This window comes from Pseudomonas trivialis (assembly GCF_001439805.1).
Classification (GTDB): Bacteria; Pseudomonadota; Gammaproteobacteria; order Pseudomonadales; family Pseudomonadaceae; genus Aquipseudomonas; species Aquipseudomonas trivialis.
In genome coordinates this window covers 171,865-193,170 of record NZ_JYLK01000005.1, presented here as the reverse complement: position 1 = coordinate 193,170, position 21,306 = coordinate 171,865, and the positions used below count along the sequence as shown (strand labels likewise).

General features: G+C 59.8%; 18 protein-coding genes. All 18 read right to left on the bottom strand.

Annotated elements, in window-relative coordinates:
- Positions 1–217: 217 nt before the first annotated feature.
- On the bottom strand, positions 218–1,525 hold the full coding sequence (gene tilS / locus TU79_RS09755) for a tRNA lysidine(34) synthetase TilS (protein WP_057007794.1): 1,308 nt from the start codon (positions 1,523–1,525) through the stop codon (positions 218–220).
- Positions 1,526–1,679: 154 nt separating this feature from the next.
- Positions 1,680–2,627: an acetyl-CoA carboxylase carboxyltransferase subunit alpha gene (locus tag TU79_RS09750; protein ID WP_057007793.1), complete on the bottom strand. Its 948-nt coding sequence runs from the start codon at positions 2,625–2,627 to the stop codon at positions 1,680–1,682.
- A 151-nt stretch (positions 2,628–2,778) separates the two neighbouring features.
- Positions 2,779–6,300, bottom strand: a complete 3,522-nt coding sequence (gene dnaE, locus TU79_RS09745) for a DNA polymerase III subunit alpha (protein WP_057007792.1) — start codon at positions 6,298–6,300, stop codon at positions 2,779–2,781.
- A gap of 75 nt (positions 6,301–6,375) precedes the next feature.
- Positions 6,376–7,008, bottom strand: coding sequence for a ribonuclease HII (gene rnhB / locus TU79_RS09740; RefSeq protein WP_057007791.1), 633 nt, complete (start codon positions 7,006–7,008; stop codon positions 6,376–6,378).
- On the bottom strand, positions 7,005–8,144 hold the full coding sequence (lpxB, locus tag TU79_RS09735) for a lipid-A-disaccharide synthase (RefSeq protein ID WP_057007790.1): 1,140 nt from the start codon (positions 8,142–8,144) through the stop codon (positions 7,005–7,007). Before lpxB ends, rnhB begins: the two co-directional genes overlap by 4 nt.
- Before the next feature lie 2 nt (positions 8,145–8,146).
- Positions 8,147–8,923, bottom strand: coding sequence for an acyl-ACP--UDP-N-acetylglucosamine O-acyltransferase (lpxA, locus tag TU79_RS09730; protein ID WP_003231217.1), 777 nt, complete (start codon positions 8,921–8,923; stop codon positions 8,147–8,149).
- Positions 8,920–9,360, bottom strand: a complete 441-nt coding sequence (gene fabZ / locus TU79_RS09725) for a 3-hydroxyacyl-ACP dehydratase FabZ (protein ID WP_057007789.1) — start codon at positions 9,358–9,360, stop codon at positions 8,920–8,922. The genes lpxA and fabZ overlap by 4 nt, the downstream gene beginning before the upstream one ends.
- Before the next feature lie 110 nt (positions 9,361–9,470).
- Positions 9,471–10,526 (bottom strand): UDP-3-O-(3-hydroxymyristoyl)glucosamine N-acyltransferase, encoded by a 1,056-nt coding sequence (lpxD, locus tag TU79_RS09720; protein WP_057007788.1) that lies wholly within the window; start codon positions 10,524–10,526, stop codon positions 9,471–9,473.
- Between the two features lie 3 nt (positions 10,527–10,529).
- Positions 10,530–11,033 carry an OmpH/Skp family outer membrane protein gene (locus TU79_RS09715; RefSeq protein WP_003189173.1) on the bottom strand — a complete coding sequence of 168 codons (504 nt, stop codon included), beginning with the start codon at positions 11,031–11,033 and terminating at the stop codon, positions 10,530–10,532.
- Between the two features lie 45 nt (positions 11,034–11,078).
- Positions 11,079–13,466 (bottom strand): outer membrane protein assembly factor BamA, encoded by a 2,388-nt coding sequence (gene bamA / locus TU79_RS09710; RefSeq protein ID WP_057007787.1) that lies wholly within the window; start codon positions 13,464–13,466, stop codon positions 11,079–11,081.
- A 74-nt stretch (positions 13,467–13,540) separates the two neighbouring features.
- Positions 13,541–14,893 (bottom strand): sigma E protease regulator RseP, encoded by a 1,353-nt coding sequence (gene rseP, locus TU79_RS09705; protein WP_057007786.1) that lies wholly within the window; start codon positions 14,891–14,893, stop codon positions 13,541–13,543.
- Positions 14,894–14,946: 53 nt separating this feature from the next.
- On the bottom strand, positions 14,947–16,137 hold the full coding sequence (gene ispC / locus TU79_RS09700) for a 1-deoxy-D-xylulose-5-phosphate reductoisomerase (RefSeq protein WP_057007785.1): 1,191 nt from the start codon (positions 16,135–16,137) through the stop codon (positions 14,947–14,949).
- Positions 16,134–16,940, bottom strand: a complete 807-nt coding sequence (locus TU79_RS09695; RefSeq protein ID WP_057007784.1) for a phosphatidate cytidylyltransferase — start codon at positions 16,938–16,940, stop codon at positions 16,134–16,136. The genes ispC and TU79_RS09695 overlap by 4 nt, the downstream gene beginning before the upstream one ends.
- Entirely contained in the window at positions 16,941–17,696 is a 756-nt protein-coding gene (uppS, locus tag TU79_RS09690) for a polyprenyl diphosphate synthase (RefSeq protein WP_057007783.1), read from the bottom strand.
- A 17-nt stretch (positions 17,697–17,713) separates the two neighbouring features.
- Positions 17,714–18,271: a ribosome recycling factor gene (gene frr, locus TU79_RS09685; protein WP_057007782.1), complete on the bottom strand. Its 558-nt coding sequence runs from the start codon at positions 18,269–18,271 to the stop codon at positions 17,714–17,716.
- Complete coding sequence (gene pyrH, locus TU79_RS09680) at positions 18,268–19,011, bottom strand: UMP kinase (protein WP_003189161.1); 744 nt, start codon at positions 19,009–19,011, stop codon at positions 18,268–18,270. Before pyrH ends, frr begins: the two co-directional genes overlap by 4 nt.
- Before the next feature lie 210 nt (positions 19,012–19,221).
- Positions 19,222–20,085, bottom strand: coding sequence for a translation elongation factor Ts (gene tsf, locus TU79_RS09675; protein ID WP_003231235.1), 864 nt, complete (start codon positions 20,083–20,085; stop codon positions 19,222–19,224).
- A gap of 191 nt (positions 20,086–20,276) precedes the next feature.
- On the bottom strand, positions 20,277–21,014 hold the full coding sequence (rpsB, locus tag TU79_RS09670; protein WP_003219330.1) for a 30S ribosomal protein S2: 738 nt from the start codon (positions 21,012–21,014) through the stop codon (positions 20,277–20,279).
- Between the last annotated feature and the right edge of the window lie 292 nt (positions 21,015–21,306).

The following is a 21,306-nucleotide window of genomic DNA, read 5'->3' as shown; positions in this document are numbered from 1 at the left end:
AGGCCGAAGCCCCCGATCACCTGCATTAATCACAGTGCACCTTTCAAAAAAACCGCCGCGTGGTGACAGACCAGCAATGGAACACCGGTACGTTGATCGCTACACATTTTTTGGAATCGCCCAGCAAAGACTGCCTGGTAATCGGCAACTGCTGCGATTCAGGCGAATCCACAGAAGTTGTATCAAGAAGGGAGCGTAGTCTACCGGAAAGGCTCTATCAGCTCAAACCTTGATCGCAGCTCTGTGGCACCCAATGCAATTGCCAGCCAGCAGGCGAGCAAGGCCATAGCCCGGCCAGGGCTGGGACAGCCAGCAGGCGCTCCCCCTGATACAGCAGCGGCAATCTGCCACGCATGAACCCCGGCAATCCGCTTTCGTTGAGCAAACGCTTGAGGTCACGCCGGCCTCGACCTGGCACTTCCATGACTTCACCGCCCTGGCGATAGCGAATTTCCAGCGGCCCCTCTGGCGGGGAGCCCTCGCACCACACACGGCCATTACCCGGTAACTCTAGCGGGGTATGCGGGAGTGGCCAGCTAAACGGCGCGTCGGAAAATTCCGAATAAGTGGAGGGCAGCCACCAGATGCGCTCGCCACAGCGGTGCAAATCACCGTCAGCCAGATGCCATAGCGGCTGTGCGTCGCCCTTGGCATCGCGCAAGGAGTTCCAGCCCGCCCAATGGTCGCTGTCGGGCAAGCGGGTGAGCGGAGCGAGCCAGTGGCGCAGGGCATTTCGCTGGCGCGCGTCAGACAGCGCCTGCAAGGGGCCCAGCGCAAGCGACGGCAATGGCAGCCAGGCAAAAGGCGAAGGTTGATCGGCAGTTTGCAGGTCGATCTGCGCCAATTCATCCAGCAAGCCCTGGGCTTCGCTCAAATGCTCGGCGCTGCGAGCCAGGCTGGCAACCGCTTGAGGCCAGCGCTGCGTCAGCGTCGGGAGCACACCATGACGCAGGTAATTGCGTGAGAAGCGTGGATCGGCGTTGGAAGGGTCTTCGATCCATTTCAATTGATGCTCGGCTGCGTAGGCTTCGAGCTCGACGCGTGATAGAGCCAGTAACGGCCGCACCAGATATCCTCGCGCCAATGGACGATGCGCGGGCATGGCGGCAAGGCCTCGCACACCGGCGCCGCGCAGCAAGCGGAACAACAGGGTTTCGGCTTGATCGTCACGGTGCTGGCCGGTCAGCAATACCTCCCCTGCCCCGAGCACCTCGCTGAACGCCTGATAGCGCGCCTCCCGCGCCGCGCGCTCAAGGCTTGCGCCGGGCTGCACCTGTACGCGCATGACGCGCAAGGGCACTTGCAGGCTGTCGCAAATCAACTGGCAGTGATCTGGCCAGGCGTCAGCGGCAGCCTGTAGGCCATGGTGAACATGAACCGCGTACAGGGAGGGCAAGGTTTGGGTTTTTGCGAGGGAGGCCAGCAGGTGCAGCAAAACAGTGGAATCAAGCCCGCCGGAGAAAGCGATGTGCCAGGCCGGGGCATTGCGCCAGGGGGCCAGGGTCTGCAGGCGTTTGGCGATCAAGGTGGGCTCCCCTCTGGAATGCGAGATCCGAGCATACACACAGCAAATGTGGGAGGGGACTTGCTCCCGATGGCTGAGTGGCAGTCAACGCATAGGGTGACTGAACCACTGCCATCGGGAGCAAGCCCCCTCCCACATTTGGTATTGCTGCGACTTAGAGACCGTAGCTCATCAGGCGCTCATAACGACGAGCCAGCAGCGCTTCGTTATCCAGCTTCTTGAGCATCGCCAGTTGCGCACCCAGTTCAGCACGGATGGTCGCGGCGGCCGCGGCCGGGTCGCGGTGCGCGCCGCCCAATGGCTCGGCGATGACCTTGTCGACGATACCCAGGCCCTTGAGGCGATCGGCCGTAATGCCCATGGCTTCCGCGGCGTCCGGCGCCTTTTCGGCGGTTTTCCACAGGATCGAGGCGCAACCTTCCGGCGAGATTACCGCGTAGGTCGAATATTGCAGCATGTTCAGTTGGTCGCACACGCCAATGGCCAATGCACCGCCGGAACCACCTTCACCAATCACGGTAGCGATGATCGGGGTTTTCAGGCGGGACATGACGCGCAGGTTCCAGGCAATCGCTTCGCTCTGGTTGCGCTCTTCAGCGTCGATGCCAGGGTAAGCGCCCGGCGTGTCGATGAAGGTCAGGATCGGCATCTTGAAGCGCTCGGCCATTTCCATCAGGCGGCAGGCCTTGCGGTAGCCTTCCGGACGCGGCATGCCGAAGTTGCGGCGCACTTTCTCGCGCACTTCGCGGCCTTTCTGGTGACCGATCACCATCACCGGCTGGTCGTCCAGGCGCGCAATGCCGCCCACGATAGCGGCGTCGTCAGAGAAGTGACGGTCGCCATGCAGCTCGTCGAACTCGGTGAAGATGTGCTGGATGTAATCCAGGGTGTACGGACGTCGCGGGTGGCGAGCCAGGCGCGCAATCTGCCAGCTGGTCAGCTTGCCGAAGATGTCTTCGGTGAGCGTGCTGCTCTTGTCTTGCAGGCGAGCGATTTCATCGCCGATGTTCAGCGAATTGTCATTGCCGACCAGGCGCAGTTCTTCGATCTTGGCTTGCAGGTCAGCGATCGGCTGTTCGAAATCAAGAAAATTCGGGTTCATAAGCGTCCGTCTTGGGTCGACGGCCAGGGCATGCCTGGCCAGCCGGTTGTCTGTTCGCGCCCTACCTTAAGGGACAGGCGCGTCCAGGTCGAGATTAAATGTTTCGTCGAGATCAGGCGATTCTCTTGATGAAAAAGAAACTGCCTGGCCGTCAACGGTATTGGAGGAAGACGTTGTCACGGCCGAACTGGTCACGCAATGCTTGAATCAAGCCATCGGCCGGGTCAATTCGCCAAGTCTCGCCGAACTGCAGCATGGCCTTGGCGTCATTGCCGGTGTACTCCATGGTCACCGGGCAGGCGCCACGATGGCGTTTGAGCAGGTCCCCCAACCAGCGTAGCTGATCGCCCTTGAGCGCTTCGGTTTTCACCTTCAAACGCAGGCTTTCCGCCAGGTTGGTGCGCGCGTCTTCCATGCTCATCACCCGCTTGATGCGCAGGCGCAGGCCGCCGGAGAAGTCGTCGTTGCTAACCTCCCCTTCCACCACCACCATGGCGTCGGTCTGCAACAGCGACTGGGCGGAGTGGAACGCGTCGGCAAACAGCGACGCTTCGATCCGGCCCGAACGGTCGTCGAGGGTGATGAAGCCCATCTTGTCGCCCTTTTTGTTTTTCATCACCCGCAGGGCGATGATCATGCCAGCCACGGTCTGGGTGTCGCGCGACGGCTTCAGGTCGATGATGCGCTGGCGGGCGAAACGACGGATCTCGCCTTCGTATTCGTCGATCGGGTGACCGGTGAGGTACAGCCCCAGGGTGTCTTTTTCGCCCTTGAGGCGTTCCTTGAGGGTCAGCTCCTTGGCCTTGCGGTGGTTGGCATACACATCTGCGTCTTCTTCCACGAACAGCCCGCCAAAGAGGTCGGCGTGGCCGCTGTCATGGGTGCGGGCGGTCTGTTCGGCGGCCTTGATCGCCTCTTCCATGGCGGTCAGCAGCACCGCACGGTTACGGTCGATATTGGCCTGATACGCCTTGGGCTCATCATGGAAGTAAGGGCCCAGGCGGTCGAGGGCGCCGCTGCGGATCAGGCCGTCCAGGGTGCGCTTGTTGATGCGTTTGAGGTCGACACGCGCGCAGAAATCGAACAGGTCGGTGAACGGCCCATCCTGGCGTGCTTCGGTGATCGCCTCAACCGGGCCTTCGCCCACCCCTTTGATTGCGCCCAGGCCATAGATGATGCGGCCTTCGTCGTTCACCGTGAACTTGAACTCCGAGGCGTTCACGTCCGGCGCGTCGAGGCGCAGCTTCATGGTGCGCACTTCCTCGATCAAGGTCACGACCTTGTCGGTGTTGTGCATGTCCGCCGAGAGTACGGCGGCCATGAACGGCGCCGGGTAGTGAGCCTTGAGCCAGGCGGTCTGGTACGACACCAGCCCGTAGGCGGCGGAGTGGGATTTGTTGAAGCCGTAACCGGCGAATTTTTCCACCAGGTCGAAGATGTTACCGGCCAGGTCGGCGTCGATATTGTTGGTCGCGCACCCCTCAATGAAACCGCCGCGCTGCTTGGCCATTTCCTCGGGTTTCTTTTTACCCATGGCGCGACGCAGCATGTCCGCGCCGCCAAGGGTGTAGCCGGCCATGACCTGGGCAATCTGCATCACCTGTTCCTGATACAGGATGATGCCGTAGGTCGGCGCCAACACCGGCTTGAGGCCTTCGTACTGGTAGTCGGAGTGCGGGTAAGCCAGCTCGGCTCGGCCGTGCTTGCGGTTGATAAAGTCATCAACCATGCCCGATTGCAGTGGGCCCGGACGGAACAGGGCCACCAGTGCGATCAGGTCTTCCAGGCAGTCGGGCTTGAGCTTTTTGATCAGCTCTTTCATGCCGCGCGACTCGAGCTGGAACACGGCGGTGGTTTCAGCCTTTTGCAGCAACTGGTAAGTCGGCTTGTCGTCCAGCGGAATAAACGCGATATCCAGCGGCGCTTCGTCGACCTTGGCGCGCTCGCGGTTGATGGTCTTGAGCGCCCAGTCGATGATCGTCAGGGTCCGCAGGCCGAGGAAGTCGAACTTCACCAGGCCGGCCGCCTCCACGTCATCCTTGTCGAACTGGGTGACCAGGCCGTCGCCTTCTTCGTCGCAATAAATAGGCGAAAAGTCAGTGAGTTTCGTAGGCGCGATCACCACACCGCCGGCGTGCTTACCGACGTTACGCACCACGCCTTCCAGCTTGCGTGCCATGTCCCAGATTTCGGCGGCTTCTTCATCGACCTTGATGAAGTCGCGCAGGATTTCTTCCTGCTCGTAGGCCTTTTCCAGGGTCATGCCGACTTCGAACGGAATCATCTTCGACAGGCGATCGGCCAGGCCGTAGGATTTGCCCTGCACTCGCGCCACGTCACGGATGACCGCTTTGGCCGCCATGGAACCAAAGGTGATGATCTGGCTGACCGCGTTGCGGCCGTACTTTTCGGCCACGTATTCGATCACGCGGTCGCGACCGTCCATGCAGAAGTCGACGTCGAAGTCGGGCATGGAGACCCGTTCCGGGTTCAGGAAGCGTTCGAACAGCAGGTCATATTCCAGCGGGTCGAGGTCGGTGATCTTCTGCACATAAGCCACCAGCGAACCGGCACCCGAGCCCCGGCCCGGGCCTACCGGCACGCCGTTGCTTTTGGCCCACTGGATAAAGTCCATTACGATCAGGAAGTAACCGGGGAACCCCATCTGGATGATGATATCCAGCTCGAAATTCAGCCGATCCACATAGACCTGACGCTTGGCCTCGTAGTCTTCGGTGGTGTCCCTGGGCAGCAGCACGCTAAGGCGCTCTTCCAGGCCATCGAACGACACCTTGCGGAAATACTCATCGATGGTCATGCCATCGGGAATCGGGAAGTTGGGCAGGAAGTGCTTGCCCAGCTTCACTTCGATATTGCAGCGCTTGGCGATCTCGACGGAGTTTTCCAGGGCCTCGGGGAGGTCGCTGAACAGCTCGGCCATCTCATCGGCGCTTTTGAGGTATTGCTCTTCACTGTAGTTTTTCGAGCGGCGCGGGTCGTCAAGGGCGCGGCCTTCACCGATGCACACGCGGGTTTCGTGGGCTTCGAAATCTTCCTTCTTGATAAAACGCACATCGTTGGTCGCCACCAGCGGCGCGCCCAGCTTGTCGGCCAGGGCCACGGCGGCGTGCAGGTGTTCTTCATCGTTGGGGCGGTTGGTGCGCTGCACTTCCAGGTAGAAGCGATCAGGAAAAACCTGCATCCATTCGCGCGCCAGCACTTCGGCTTCCTGGGGATTGCCGCCCAGCAGCGCGATGCCGATCTCACCCTCTTTGGCCGCCGAGAGCATGATCACGCCCTCGCTGGCCTGCGCCACCCATTCGCGCTCGATGATGATCGAGCCGTTGCGCTGGCCGTCGATAAAACCACGGGAAATCAGTTCGGTGAGGTTGCGATAACCCACGCCGTTCATCGCCAGCAGGCTGATGCGGCTCAGCGGGTTATCCGGGTCCTTGTTGGACAGCCACAGGTCGACGCCACAGATCGGCTTGATCCCGGCGCCCATGGCGTTCTTGTAGAACTTGACCAGGGAACACATGTTGTTCTGATCGGTAACCGCTACTGCGGGCATGTTCATGCCCACCAGCGTCTTGACCAGCGGCTTGATGCGTACCAGGCCGTCGACCAGCGAGTATTCAGTGTGCAGGCGCAGGTGAACGAATGAAGCCGGCATAGTGATCCTGTCCAAACATGGAAACAACAAGGCCCGGGATTGTACCGGGCCTTGGCAAAAACATCAGCTTTGGGACTAAACCTCGATCAGGCTCGCGCGCAGCTCATAGGCCTGTCGTACCGGGGCGAACGAGCGTCGATGGATCGGAGTGGGCCCCAGACGGGCCAGCGCTTCCAGATGAACGGGAGTCGGGTAGCCCTTATTACCCCCCATGCCATAGCCGGGATAGATCAACTCGAACGCAGCCATCTCGCGATCACGGCTGACCTTGGCCAGGATCGAGGCCGCCGCAATCGCCGGGACCTTGCTGTCGCCCTTGACCACCGCTTCGGATGGCATCGTCAGCCTGGGGCAGCGGTTGCCGTCGATCATCGCCATTTTCGGCGTGATATGCAGGCCTTCCACCGCGCGCTGCATGGCAAGCATGGTGGCGTGCAGAATGTTCAACCTGTCGATTTCTTCGACCTCGGCGCGGGCGATATGCCAGCTCAGCGCCTTTTCACAGATCTCGTCGTAGAGTTTTTCACGGCGTGCTTCGGTGAGTTTTTTCGAGTCATTCAGGCCCAGGATCGGTCGGTTCGGGTCGAGAATCACGGCGGCCGTCACGACTGCGCCACACAGCGGGCCGCGTCCTACTTCGTCGACACCGGCCACCAGCTCGTCGGCGTGCGCAACCAGGCTGAAATCCAGGCCCATTTGCTTGCTCATAAGGCCTCCTGTGTAAGACCGATCAGGTTCAGCACGGCATCGGCCGCCTGGTTCGAGGCATCCCGGCGCAGGGTGCGGTGAATGTCGTCGAAACCACGGGTTTGCTCTTCGCCGCCATCAATCAGGGGGAGTAGAGTTTGCGCGAGGGCCGCAGGCGTTGCGTCGTCCTGCAACAGCTCCGGCACCAGCAGGCGCTGGGCCAGCAGGTTAGGCAGGGAGATGTAGGGGCTCTTGACCATGCGCTTGAGAATCCAGAACGTCAGCGGCGCCAGGCGATAGGCCACGACCATCGGGCGCTTGTACAGCAAGGCCTCCAGCGTCGCGGTGCCCGAGGCGATGAGCACCGCGTCGCAGGCAGCCAGGGCCAGGTGCGACTGGCCATCGAGCAAGGTCAGCGGCAGGTTGCGCCCGTCGAGCAGTGTCTCGATCTGCACACGACGTTGCGGGCTGGCGCAGGGCAGCACGAAGCGAATACCCGGCTTCATGGCCAGCAGGCGCTCGGCGGCGTCAAAAAACAATGCGCCCAGGCGCCCGACTTCGCCACCGCGGCTGCCCGGCATCAGCGCAACCAACGGGCCATCAGGCAATCCCAGCTCGGCACGCGCCGCAGCGCGGTCAGCCTGCAAGGGAATTGCATCGGCCAGGGTATGACCGACAAACCGTACCGGCACGCCCTGCTCTTCGTAAAACCTGGCCTCGAAGGGCAGCAGGGTGAGCATCAGGTCGCAGCCTTCGCGGATTTTCAGCACGCGCTTCTGCCGCCACGCCCATACGGACGGGCTGACGTAATGCACGGTCTTGATCCCGGCCTGACGCAGCTTGAGTTCGATATTAAGGGTGAAATCCGGCGCGTCGATGCCGATAAAGACGTCGGGCTTTTCTTCGATCAGGGTCTGAATCAGCAGCTTGCGCCGTGCCAGCAACTCACGCAGACGGCCCAACACTTCCACCAGCCCCATGACCGACAAGCGCTCCATGGGGAAGTAGGACGCGAGTCCCTCGGCCTGCATGAGAGGCCCACCCACACCGATGAATTCGACTGCGGGGTGGCGCGCCTTGAGAGCCCGCATCAGGCCTGCGCCCAGAATATCGCCGGAAGCTTCTCCGGCCACCAACGCAATACGCACAGTGGCCATGATCAGCGGGTGATGCCGCGAGTCGACGCCTGGATCGAGTCACGGAACACCGCGACTTCCGGGAACAGCGTTGCCGGCTCGGTCAGTTCAGTCAGCGCCTGCTCTACCGTCAGGCCCTGGCGGTAGACCGTCTTGTAGGCACGGCGCAGGGCATGGATGGCGTCTTCGCTGAAACCACGGCGACGCATACCTTCAAAATTCATGCTGCGGGCTTCGGCCGGGTTGCCGAAGACCGTGACAAATGCCGGTACATCCTTGCCGATGGCGGTGCCCATGCCGGAAAAGCTGTGGGCGCCGATATGGCAGTACTGATGCACCAGCGTGAAGCCGGACAGGATCGCCCAATCGTCAACATGCACATGGCCGGCCAACGCGGTGTTATTGACCAGGATGCAATGGTTGCCGATGACGCTGTCGTGCCCGATGTGCGCGTAGGCCATCACCAGGTTGTGATCACCCAGCGTGGTTTCGGCACGGTCCTGCACGGTGCCACGGTGAATGGTCACGCCTTCACGAATGATGTTGTGATCACCGATTACCAAGCGTGTTTCCTCACCCTTGTACTTCATGTCCGGGGTGTCTTCACCTACCGACGAAAACTGGTAGATGCGATTGTGTTTGCCAATACGGGTCGGACCCTTGAGGATCACGTGCGGCCCGATGACAGTACCCTCGCCGATTTCCACACCTGCGCCGACGATCGACCAGGGGCCAACCTCTACGCCTGCGGCCAGAACGGCCGACGGATCGATGATTGCGCGAGGGTCAATCAAACTCATAGTTTGCGTTCCGCACAGATGATTTCGGCGGAGCACACCGCCTTGCCATCCACCGAAGCCTGGCACTCGAACTTCCAGATCTGGCGCTTGCAACTGATGAACCTGGCTTCCAGGATCAACTGGTCACCCGGGGTAACCGGGTTGCGAAAACGCAGCTTGTCGGAACCCACGAAATAGTACAGCGTGCCGTCGGCAGGCTTGAGGTCGAGCATTTTGAAACCAAGAATACCGGCAGCCTGGGCCATTGCTTCGATGATCAACACGCCTGGCATGATGGGATGCGCAGGAAAGTGACCGTTGAAGAACGGCTCGTTGATGCTGACATTCTTGTAGGCACGAATGCGCTTTTCCTCAATGTTCAGGTCCACTACGCGGTCCACCAGCAGGAACGGGTAACGGTGAGGCAGGTATTCGCGAATCTCGTTGATGTCCATCATTTCGTGGGGAAGCCTGTAATAAAATTGGGGGCGGGCGGACTAAAGGCACGCCCCTCTGGCAAATCAAGGAGGCAGTCTAGCGGCTGTGCACACTTGATATGGAAATGGTATCAGCCTTGTGATGAAGCATTACCGTCAGGGGTCACGTCCCCAACACGCTTTTCCAGCTGTTTGAGACGTCGAGCCATGTCGTCGAGCTGCCTCAAGCGTGCTGCACTTTTGCGCCATTCAGCTGCGGGCTGCATGGCGGTACCGGAAGAATAGGCACCCGGCTCGGTAATCGAGTGGGTCACCATGGTCATGCCGGTAATGAACACGTTGTCACAGATATCGATATGCCCCACCAGCCCAACACCACCGGCGAGCATGCAATGCTTGCCGATTTTGGTGCTGCCGGAAATACCCACGCATGCCGCCATGGCGGTGTGATCGCCAATCTGCACGTTGTGGGCAATCTGAATCTGGTTGTCGAGCTTCACGCCATTACCGATCACGGTATCGGCCAAGGCGCCGCGATCCACCGCGGTATTGACGCCGATTTCCACGTCGTCGCCGATCAATACGCCGCCAACCTGGGCGATCTTGTGCCAGACGCCCTTGGCGTTGGCAAAACCGAAGCCTTCGCCACCGATTACGGCGCCCGACTGGATCACCACACGCTGTCCGATACGTACATCGTGGTACAGGGTCACACGGGGAGCCAGCCAACCACCGGCACCGATTTCACAGCGGGCACCGATAAAGCAATGCGCGCCAACGGTAACGCCCGGGCCAATACGCGCACCGCTCTCGATCACGGCAAAGGCGCCGACACTGGCCGCAGGATCAACCTGGGCATCCTCGGCGATCACCGCCGACGGATGAATGCCACCGGCTGCCCTGGGTTTTGGATCGAACAGGTGCGAGGCTTTGGCGTACGACAGGTACGGGTCGGCTACCACCAGCGCATCCCCGACGTAACCCTCGGCGTCTGCGGCCTTCAGCAACACGGCTGCGGCCTGACAGTCGACCAGGTATTTACGGTATTGGGGATTTGCGAGGAAGCTCAACTGAGCTGGGCCAGCCTCCTGCAAGGTGGCTAGCCCAGTGATTTCCTTCTCCGGGGAGCCACACAAGGTGGCGCCCAGGAACTCGGCCAACTCGCCGAGCCTGATAGTCGCGGTCATGGCTTACTTCAGCTGGTTCATGCGCTCGATCACCTGACGGGTGATGTCGTATTGAGGCTTGACGTCAATCACGGCGCCGCGCTCGAACACCAGGTCAAAGGCACCTTTCTTGATGACCTCTTCCACAGCGCTGTCGAGTTTGGGCTTGAGCTGCTTGAGCATTTCACGGTCGGCAACAGCCTTGGCTTCGTTCAGCTCCTTGGACTGGAACTGATAGTCACGGGCCTTTTGCTTGAATTCAAGCTCCAGGCGCTCGCGCTCGCCCTGCTGCATCTTGTCGCCACCGGCAACCAGGCGGTCCTGGATGCCCTTGGCGCTGCTTTCCAGAGTCTTGAGCTTGGTCAGTTGCGGACCGAATTTTTTCTCGGCATCCACGGCGTAACGCTTGGCCGCATCGGATTCGAGCAACGCCATCTGATAGTTCAGCACGGCGATTTTCATTTCGGCGAAGGCCGGGGTGGTTACCAGCACGGTGGCCAGCAGGACCAATTGAGTCAACTTACGCACGATGTACTCCTACAGAATCCGTTGTCGTTATCTTGGGTCAGACGCTTAGAACGTCTGGCCGAGGGAGAATTGGAAAATCTGGGTTTCAGCGTTATCCGGTTTCTTGATCGGCATGGCCAGAGCAAAGCTCAAAGGGCCAAGCGCAGTCACCCAGGTCACACCCACACCCACGGAGCTCGCCAGATTGCTGAGGCTCACGTCGTTGCACTGAGTGTTGGACTTCAAGCCACTCGGGTTGGTGATCTGATCGCACTTGGAGTCGAACACGTTACCCACGTCCCAGAAAACCGACGTGCGCAACGACCGCTGGTCTTTCACGAACGGCAGTGGGAACAGGACTTCCGCGCCACCCTGGATCAGCACGTTACCACCGAACGGCAGTGGGTCGTTGTCCGAATCCGGTTGAGTCCCGACGTTCCCGGTCCTTGCAAAACCACGGCTCGGCGTACCACGAGGACCCAGCGTGCTGTCCTTGAAGCCACGTACCGAGTTGAAACCACCCGCGTAATAGTTCTCATAGAACGGCAGACCATTGGTCGAACCGTAACCGTCGCCATAGCCCAGCTCGGTGTGCAGGCGCAGAGTGTAGTTATCGGTCAACGGCTGGAACAACTGACCGCGGTAATCGAGCTTGAAGAACGACAAGTCGCTGCCCGGCGTGGTGACTTCCGCAGTCAGGCTCTGGGAATGGCCACGGGTTGCCAGCACACCTTTGTTCAGGGTCGATTCGGACCAGCCGGCAGACGCCTTGAAGTTCACGAACTTGTCGCCTTCACGACGGGTGAAGTCAAAGATCTCGTCCACAGTGAACACACCGGTCTTGATCTCATCCTGCTGCGCGGTGAGGCCGAAGGTCAGACGCGAAGTCTCACTGATCGGATAACCGATGTTGACGCCGGCACCCAGGCTGTCGATCGCATAGCTTGCCACGTCGACATCGAGGTCTTTGTAGTCGGTGGTGCGGTAGAAGGCGTTATAGCCCAGGCTCACACCGTCAGCCGTCCAGTAGGGGTCGGTATAACCAAAGTTATAGCGGCTCTGGTATTCACTTCGGGTCAGGCCGATGGAGACACGGTTACCGGTACCGAGGAAGTTGTTCTGGGTGATCGAGCCACCAAGGATCAGGCCGGCACTCTGTGCAAAGCCGACGCTGGCGGTGATCGAACCCGAAGCCTGTTCCTCGACGGCGTAGTTCACGTCAACCTGGTCATCAACACCCGGTACGGCCGGAGTCTCGACGTTGACTTCCTTGAAGAAGCCCAGGCGCTCAAGACGGGTCTTGGACTGGTCGATGAGGTAGGTCGACGCCCAGCCACCTTCCATCTGGCGCATCTCACGGCGCAGCACTTCGTCGGCGGACTTGGTGTTGCCACGGAAGTTGATGCGGTTGACGTAGGCACGCTTGCCGGGATCGACCACGAAGGTGATGTCCACGGTGTGATCTTCGTCATGGGGGGTCGGCACGCCGTTGACGTTGGCGAAGGTATAGCCTTCGTTGCCCAGGCGACGGGTGATCAGTTCGGACGTGGTGGTCATCAGCTTGCGCGAGAACACCTGGTCTTTCTGCACCAGCAACAGGGACTTGACCTGATCTTCAGGGACTTTAAGGTCGCCGCTCAGCTTGACGTCACGAACCTTGTACTTCTCACCTTCATTGACGTTGACGGTGATGTACACATGTTTCTTGTCCGGGGTGATGGACACCTGAGTCGAGGCGATATCCATGTTGATATAGCCACGGTCCAGGTAGAAGGAACGCAGACGCTCCAGGTCACCGGAGAGTTTTTCACGGGCGTACTTGTCATCGTTCTTGAAGAACGACAGCCAGTTGGTGGTCTTGAGCTCGAACAGGCCGACCAGCTCGTCATCATCAAACTTGGTGTTGCCCACCACGTTGATGTGCTGAATGGCGGCCACGGTGCCTTCGTTGATGTTGACCTTGAGGCCGACACGGTTACGCGGCTGCGGCACCACTTCGGTCTCGACGGTGGCCGAGTAACGACCCTGGGCAACGTACTGACGTTGCAGCTCGTTACGCACACCTTCAAGCGTCGCACGCTGGAAGATTTCGCCCTCGGCCAGGCCCGATTGCTTGAGGCCCTTCATCAGGTCTTCAGTGGAGATCGCCTTGTTGCCTTCGATCTCGATACTGGCGACGGAAGGTCGCTCGACGACGGTGATGACCAGGACGTTACCTTCGCGACCCAGTTGGATGTCTTGAAAGAAACCGGTTTTGAACAGCGCACGAGTGGATTCCACCAGGCGACGATCATCCGCCTGTTCCCCGACGTTCAACGGCAAGGCACCAAAGACGCTACCCGCGGAAACCCGCTGGAGGCCGTTGACGCGAATATCGGAGATAGTGAAGGACTCGGCGTGAACTTCGGCGATCATCAATACGGTGAGAACCGCAGTTAGCAGCAGACGTTTCATGAAGTCCTTTCTTATTCCAACTGGCAATAAACAAACTGCCGCAAAATGCGGCAGATTCGCAATTCAGCGAAGCGTTACAGACGACCCAGATCGTTGACCAGGGCTAACAACATCACCCCAACCACCAAACTGATACCGATCTGTATCCCCCAACCCTGCACCCGATCCGACAAGGGGCGACCACGCACCCACTCGACCAGATAAAACAACAGATGCCCCCCATCCAGTACAGGGATGGGCAACAAATTCAGAACTCCAAGGCTGATACTCAGATAAGCCAGGAAATTCAGGAAATCCGCGACACCCGACTGGGCAGAAGCGCCCGCCACTTTAGCAATGGTTATCGGTCCACTCAAGTTTTTTACCGAGAGCTCGCCGAACAACATTTTCTTGAGGGACTCCAGGGTCAGCACACTCATGGTCCAGGTACGTTTCGCGCCCTCGCCAATCGCATCCAACGGCCCGAAGCTGACCTCGCGCACCATCGACGGCGGCCACTCCGGGCTTTTCACTCCGGCCCCCAGGTAACCCCCGGCCGCCTTGGCTTCGCCACGAACCGACAAGGTCACGGGGATGTCGATTTGCGCGGCATCGCGCTCGACTTTCAGCACAATTTTGCTGTCAGGACGTACACGCACCAGGTCGACCACCTGCTGCCAATCATTCAGCGGCTGGCCATCGAGCGCCAGCAGGCGGTCGCCGGTTTTCAGACCTGCGGCCTGGGCCGGACCTTTCGGATCCAGCTCGGCGAGCACCGGCGGCAACGATGGACGCCATGGCCGGATACCCAGGGATTTGATTGGATCCGGCTCGTCAGCACCCTTGAGCCAATGGTCAAGCGCCAGTGCACGCGGGGTTTCGGCGCTGGAGTCCTGCTCGCGCACCACCACCTTGACGGTACCGCTCTCACCCAGGCGGCGCACCAACTGCAAATTGACCGCGCCCCAACCCGTGGTCGGCTCGCCATCAATGGAAATGATTTCCTGCCCCGCCGTCAGACCGGCCCTGGCCGCGATGCTGTCCGCCTCGACCGCGCCGATAACTGGACGCACCTGCTGGCTGCCCAGCATGGCCAATACCCAGAAGAACACCATGGCCAGCAGGAAGTTGGCGATTGGGCCTGCGGCAACAATGGCGATACGCTGACGAACGGTCTTGCGATTGAAGGACTGGTCCAACTGATCAGCGGGCACTTCGCCTTCGCGCTCATCGAGCATCTTGACGTAACCACCCAGCGGAATGGCTGCGATCACGAATTCGGTGCCCTGGCGGTCGTGCCAGCGCACCAGCGGCATACCGAAGCCGACGGAAAAGCGCAGCACCTTCACGCCACAACGGCGTGCCACCCAGAAGTGGCCGAATTCGTGGAAGGTAACCAGCACACCCAGAGCAACCAGGGTGCCGACAATCATGTAAAGCGCACTCATCTAATTTCTCCGCATTCCAATCCAGTGCCCGCAGGCTCACACATGCCCGCCGACTAACGCGCGTTGCGGTTCAGCCATTGCTCGGCCAGGGCTCGCGCCTTTGTATCAGCCTCAAACACCGCCGCCAACTCATTCACGGCCACTATCGGCTCAAGGTTCAGGACGTCATCGATGATACTCGCGATCTGCGGAAAGCGGATGCGCCGTTCGAGAAACGCCGCCACCGCCACTTCATTGGCCGCATTGAGCATCGCCGGTGCGCTGTTGCCTGCGTCTGCCGCCTGGCGCGCCAGACGCAGGCACGGAAAGCGCTGCTCGTCCGGTGCTTCGAAATCCAGGCGGGCAATGGCGAACAAGTCCAGAGGCGCGACCCCGGAATCAATCCGCTCCGGCCAGGCCAGAGCGTTGGCGATGGGCGTGCGCATGTCGGGGTTACCCAACTGCGCCAGCACCGAACCGTCCACATAGTCGACCAGGGAATGAATCACACTTTGCGGATGGATCACTACCTCGACCTGTTCCGGCCGCGCATCGAACAGCCAGCACGCCTCGATCAGCTCCAGCCCCTTGTTCATCATGCTGGCCGAATCGACGGAAATCTTGCGACCCATGGACCAATTGGGATGGGCGCACGCCTGCTCCGGCGATACATGCTCCAGCTGCGCCAGCGGGGTTTGCCGAAAGGGCCCACCGGAGGCGGTCAGCAGAATCCGACGCACGCCCACCTGCTTGAGGCCACGGGCGAAATCGCCGGGCATGCACTGGAAAATAGCGTTGTGTTCGCTGTCCAGAGGCAGTAGCACCGCCCCGCTCTTGCGCACCGCCTGCATAAAGAGCGCGCCGGACATTACCAGCGCCTCTTTATTGGCCAGCAGAATTTTCTTGCCGGCGTCTACCGCAGCCAACGTCGGACGCAGGCCGGCGGCACCGACGATGGCAGCCACCACCGTGTCGACTTCGGCGTCCGCTGACACCTGGCACAACCCCTCCTCGCCCACCAGCACCCGAGTGGCCAGCCCGGCAGCGCGCAGATCATCCTGCAAGCCCCGCGCAGCCGTCGCCTCGGGCACCACGGCAAAGCGCGGCACATGGCGCACGCACAGCGCCAGCAATTCCTTCACGCGCGTGAAGCCCGTAAGGGCGAACACCTGATAACGCTCAGGATGCCGCGCAATCACATCCAGGGTGCTCAGCCCTATCGAACCCGTAGCACCCAGCACCGTTACCTGTTGCGCACGACTCACGAAGCGATCATCCACAACAGCACGGCAAAGATCGGAATGGCAGCGGTGAGACTGTCGATACGGTCCAGCACGCCGCCGTGGCCCGGCAGCAGGTTGCTGCTGTCCTTGATCCCGGCCTGGCGCTTGAACATGCTTTCGGTGAGGTCACCCACCACCGAAATAAACACCACGATCGCTGTGCCCACCAGCCCCAGGAGAATTTCCTTCAGTGACCAGTCGCGCACAATCCCGACTACCAGCGTGATCAGCAGCGTCAACGCGAGCCCGCCGTACACGCCCTCCCAGCTTTTACCGGGGCTGACGGCCGGAGCGAGCTTGCGCTTGCCGAAGGCACGGCCGGAAAAGTACGCGCCAATGTCCGCCCCCCAGACCAGCACCATCACCGCCAGGATCAATTGGTTACCCATCGGGAAACGCTTGATCTCCACCAGCCCTTGCCAGGCCGGCAGCAGAATCAGCAGGCCGATCACCAATTTGCAGGCAACGCTGGACCAGTGGCCGCTGGTGCGCGGGTAGGTCAGCACGAGGAATGTCGCCATCGCCCACCACAGCACCGCCGCGCCCAGCACCCAGGGTGCGACGTCCGGCAGGATGTACATCAGGAACAGCAGCACTGCCACCACAGCGGCGTAGACCACACGTGGCAACTGCCTGGTGAAACCCGCCAGACGCGCCCATTCCCAGGCGCCCAGCGTCACGACCAGACCAATAAACAGCGCAAAGCCGGAACCGTCGAGCAGGAAAAACCCGCACAGCGCGATGGGCAGCAGGATCAGTGCCGTGATGATTCGTTGTTTAAGCATTTAAACCCGGGCTCCAGCTTCGATCTGCTCGCTCGTTTTACCGAAGCGACGCTGACGGGAAGCGAAATCAGCCAGCGCTTTGCGCATGGCATCGTGTTTGAAGTCCGGCCAGAACAGGTCGGAGAAATACAGCTCGGTATAAGCCAGCTGCCACAGCAGGAAGTTGCTGATGCGGTGTTCGCCACCGGTGCGAATGCACAAGTCCGGCAACGGCAGGTCACCGGTCACCAGGCAGGTTTGCAACAACTCGGGCGTGATGTCTTCCGGTTGCAAGTGACCGGCCTGCACTTCTCTGGCCAGTCGCTGCGCAGCCTGAGCGATGTCCCACTGACCACCATAGTTGGCGGCAATCTGCAGCACAAAGCGGTCAGCCCCGGCGGTGATCGCCTCGGCCTCGCGCATGGCGGTCTGCAGCTCCGGATGGAAGCGCGAGCGGTCACCAATGATACGCAGGCTGATGTTGTTGTCATTGAGGCGCTTGGCTTCGCGACGCAGGGCCTTGAAGAACAGGTCCATCAAGGCACTGACCTCATCGGCCGGACGCTGCCAGTTCTCACTGGAGAAGGCAAACAGCGTGAGCACCTCGACCTTGGCCTCGGCACACACCTCAATCACCGCCCGTACCGCGTCGACACCCGCTTTATGCCCGGCAACGCCCGGCATAAAGCGCTTCTTCGCCCAGCGATTATTCCCATCCATGATGATCGCGACATGGCGCGGCACCACGGAGGGCACAGTCTGCTTGGTCTTTTCCATGAAGGCGTCCTGACCCCTTATACGGCCATCAGGTCCTTTTCTTTCTCGTCGGTCGCCTTGGTGATCTGCGCCTCGGCATCCTTGGTCAGCTTGTCGATATCGGCAACGGCACGACGTTCTTCGTCCTCGCTGATTTCCTTGTCCTTGACCAGCTTCTTCAGATCACCCAAGGCATCGCGACGGATGTTACGCACGGCAACGCGCGCATCTTCGGCCGCGCTGCGCGCCTGCTTGGTGAAGCCCTTGCGGGTCTCTTCGGTCAGCGCCGGCATGGAGATCAGCAGCAGCTCACCCAGGTTGGTCGGGTTGAGGTTCAGGCCGGCGCTCTGGATGGCCTTGTCGACGGCGCCGAGCATATTGCGCTCAAATGCCACGACCTGCAGGGTGCGCGAGTCCTTTACAGTGATGTTGGCCACCTGGGTGATGGAGGTGTCTGTGCCGTAGTACGGCACCATCACGCTGCCCAGAATGCTTGGGTGAGCCTTGCCTGTACGAATCTGACCAAATGCATGGTTCAGGGAGTCCAGGGATTTCTGCATACGCTCTTGAGCGCCTTTCTTGATTTCATTGATCATTGTTGGCCTTCCTCGATCAGAGTCCCTTCCGCGCCGCCATGTACGATGTTCAGCAGGGCACCGGGCTTGTTCATGTTAAATACGCGCAGCGGCATTTTGTGGTCGCGGCACAGGCAAATAGCCGTCAGGTCCATCACGCCCAGCTTGCGATCCAGCACTTCATCGTAGGTCAGATGATCGAACTTCTCGGCATGCGGGTCTTTGAATGGGTCTGCGGTGTACACACCATCCACCTTGGTGGCCTTGAGCACCACGTCGGCATCGATTTCGATGGCACGCAGGCACGCCGCCGAATCGGTGGTGAAGAACGGGTTACCAGTGCCGGCGGCGAAGATCACCACCTCTTTGGAATTGAGATGGCGCATGGCTTTGCGGCGATCATAGTGATCGGTCACACCCACCATGGAAATAGCCGACATCACGATGGCCGAGATATTGGCACGCTCCAGCGCGTCACGCATGGCCAGGGCGTTCATCACAGTGGCCAGCATGCCCATGTGATCGCCGGTCACCCGATCCATGCCGGCCGCGCTCAGCGCCGCACCGCGGAACAGGTTGCCGCCGCCGATCACCAGGCCGACCTGCACACCGATGCCAACCAGTTGGCCGACTTCCAGCGCCATGCGGTCAAGCACTTTGGGATCGATCCCGAACTCTTCCGAGCCCATCAGGGCCTCGCCGCTGAGCTTGAGTAGAATGCGTTTATAGCGAGCCTGATAACCACTGCCCTGCTGAGCCATTGCGAATCTCTCCTGCGGCGTATTTTTTAAAAATTCTTGGCGAGCCGTTTACGGCTTGCGTTCACTCTAGCTGGACGCTGTCACAGCGCCATCGGAACACGGCTTTGTAAGCCAGTTCCGAAGGGAAGCCAAATTAAATCGGCTGCCCATTTGAAAAGAGGCTGCGCGCGTGAGCGGGCAGCCTCTTTCGGGCGACAGTTGAAACCTGTCTTATTGCTTGGCGGCAGCCAGCTGGGCAGCAACTTCTTCAGCGAAGTTGTCGACCGGCTTCTCGATGCCTTCGCCTACCTTGAAGTAAGTGAAGGAAACGATTTCGGCGCCGGCTTTCTTGGCCAGCTCGCCAACCTTGATTTCAGGGTTTTTGACGAACGCCTGCTCAACCAGGCTTGCTTCGGCCAGGAACTTGCTGATACGGCCTTTGACCATGTTCTCAACAATGTTTTCCGGCTTGCCTTTGATTTTTTCTTCGTTCAGCTGCAGGAACACAGCTTTTTCACGCTCGATGGCTTCGGCAGAAACTTCCGAAGGCAGCAGGAACTCAGGGTTGCTGGCCGCTACGTGCATAGCGATATCCTTGGCCAGCTCAACATTGCCCCCTTTGAGCACAACGGCAACACCGATCTTGTTGCCGTGCAGGTAACCACCGACAACATCACCTTCAACGCGAACCAGGCGACGGATGTTGACGTTTTCGCCAACCTTGCCGACCAGTACCAGACGATCCGCTTCCTGAGCTTCGATCAGCGGAGCGACATCAGTCAGTTTGTCGGCGAACGCTTTTTCAACGCTGGCAGCAACAAATGCCTTGAAGTCGTCCTGCAGGGCCAGGAAGTCGGTCTGCGAGTTCACTTCCAGCAACACGGCGGATTTGCCGTCTTCCTTCAGAGCGATCGCGCCTTCAGCAGCCACGTTGCCTGCTTTCTTGGCAGCCTTGATGGCGCCGGACGCACGCATGTCATCAATGGCTTTTTCGATGTCGCCGTCAGCCTTTTCCAGGGCTTTCTTGCAATCCATCATGCCTTCGCCAGTACGCTCACGCAGTTCTTTAACCAACGCTGCAGTAATTGCTGCCATTTTCAAATTCCTCTTGGATAGGTTTTCAACCATTCCACCCGATCGAACGGGGGATCAATTCTTCCCGGATCATCGTTGCAGGCCGCTGCACGTTACAGGCATGTAGCTGCGCTACCGACAAACGGTTTCCGAGGGGGCAAAAAGGGGGCCAAGCCCCCTTTTTGCTTACTGAGTCAACGCCAGGGCGTCAATTACTCAGCTGCGGCTACCGGAGCTTCTTCAACGAACTGCTCGGTGCCACCAGCAACGTGGTTGCGACCACGGATAACAGCATCGGCCATCGAACCCATGTACAGCTGGATAGCGCGGATTGCGTCATCGTTGCCCGGGATGATGTAGTCAACGCCTTCCGGGCTGCTGTTGGTATCGACAACGCCGATAACCGGGATGCCCAGCTTGTTGGCTTCGGTGATCGCGATGCGCTCGTGATCAACGTCGATCACGAACAGTGCGTCAGGCAGGCCGCCCATGTCCTTGATGCCACCCAGGGAACGATCGAGCTTTTCCAGGTCGCGAGTGCGCATCAGCGCCTCTTTCTTGGTCAGCTTGGCGAACGTACCGTCTTCGGCTTGCACTTCAAGGTCACGCAGACGCTTGATGGAAGCACGGATGGTTTTGAAGTTGGTCAGCATGCCGCCCAACCAGCGGTGATCGACGTACGGCGAACCGCAACGTGCTGCTTCTTCAGCAACGATCTTGCCGGCGGAACGCTTGGTGCCGACGAACAGAATCTTGTTTTTGCCCTGGGCCAGGCGCTCTACGAAGGTCAGTGCTTCGTTGAACATCGGCAGGGTTTTTTCAAGGTTGATAATGTGAATCTTGTTACGTGCGCCGAAAATGTACTTGCCCATTTTCGGGTTCCAGTAACGGGTCTGGTGACCGAAGTGCACACCGGCCTTCAGCATATCGCGCATGTTGACTTGGGACATGATAGTTCCTTGATAAGTCGGGTTTGGCCTCCACGTATCCCAATGACCAACCAGCGGCATCAAGGCCCCCGGCACCCAGGTCATCGTGTCGACACGTGTGTGGATTTAAGCTTTGCGGGGTATCCCCGGAAAGCGGCGCATTTTATACCACGGCGAAGACGAAAACGGAACTCGAAATCACATCTGGCCCGCGCCCCGCGAACGCAACCCTTTGAATAGAGCCAATTTAGCCCCACCTTATAGACAGAAGCGATCATCAGGGGCTCATGATTTGCCGCCCGCGTCTGATAGA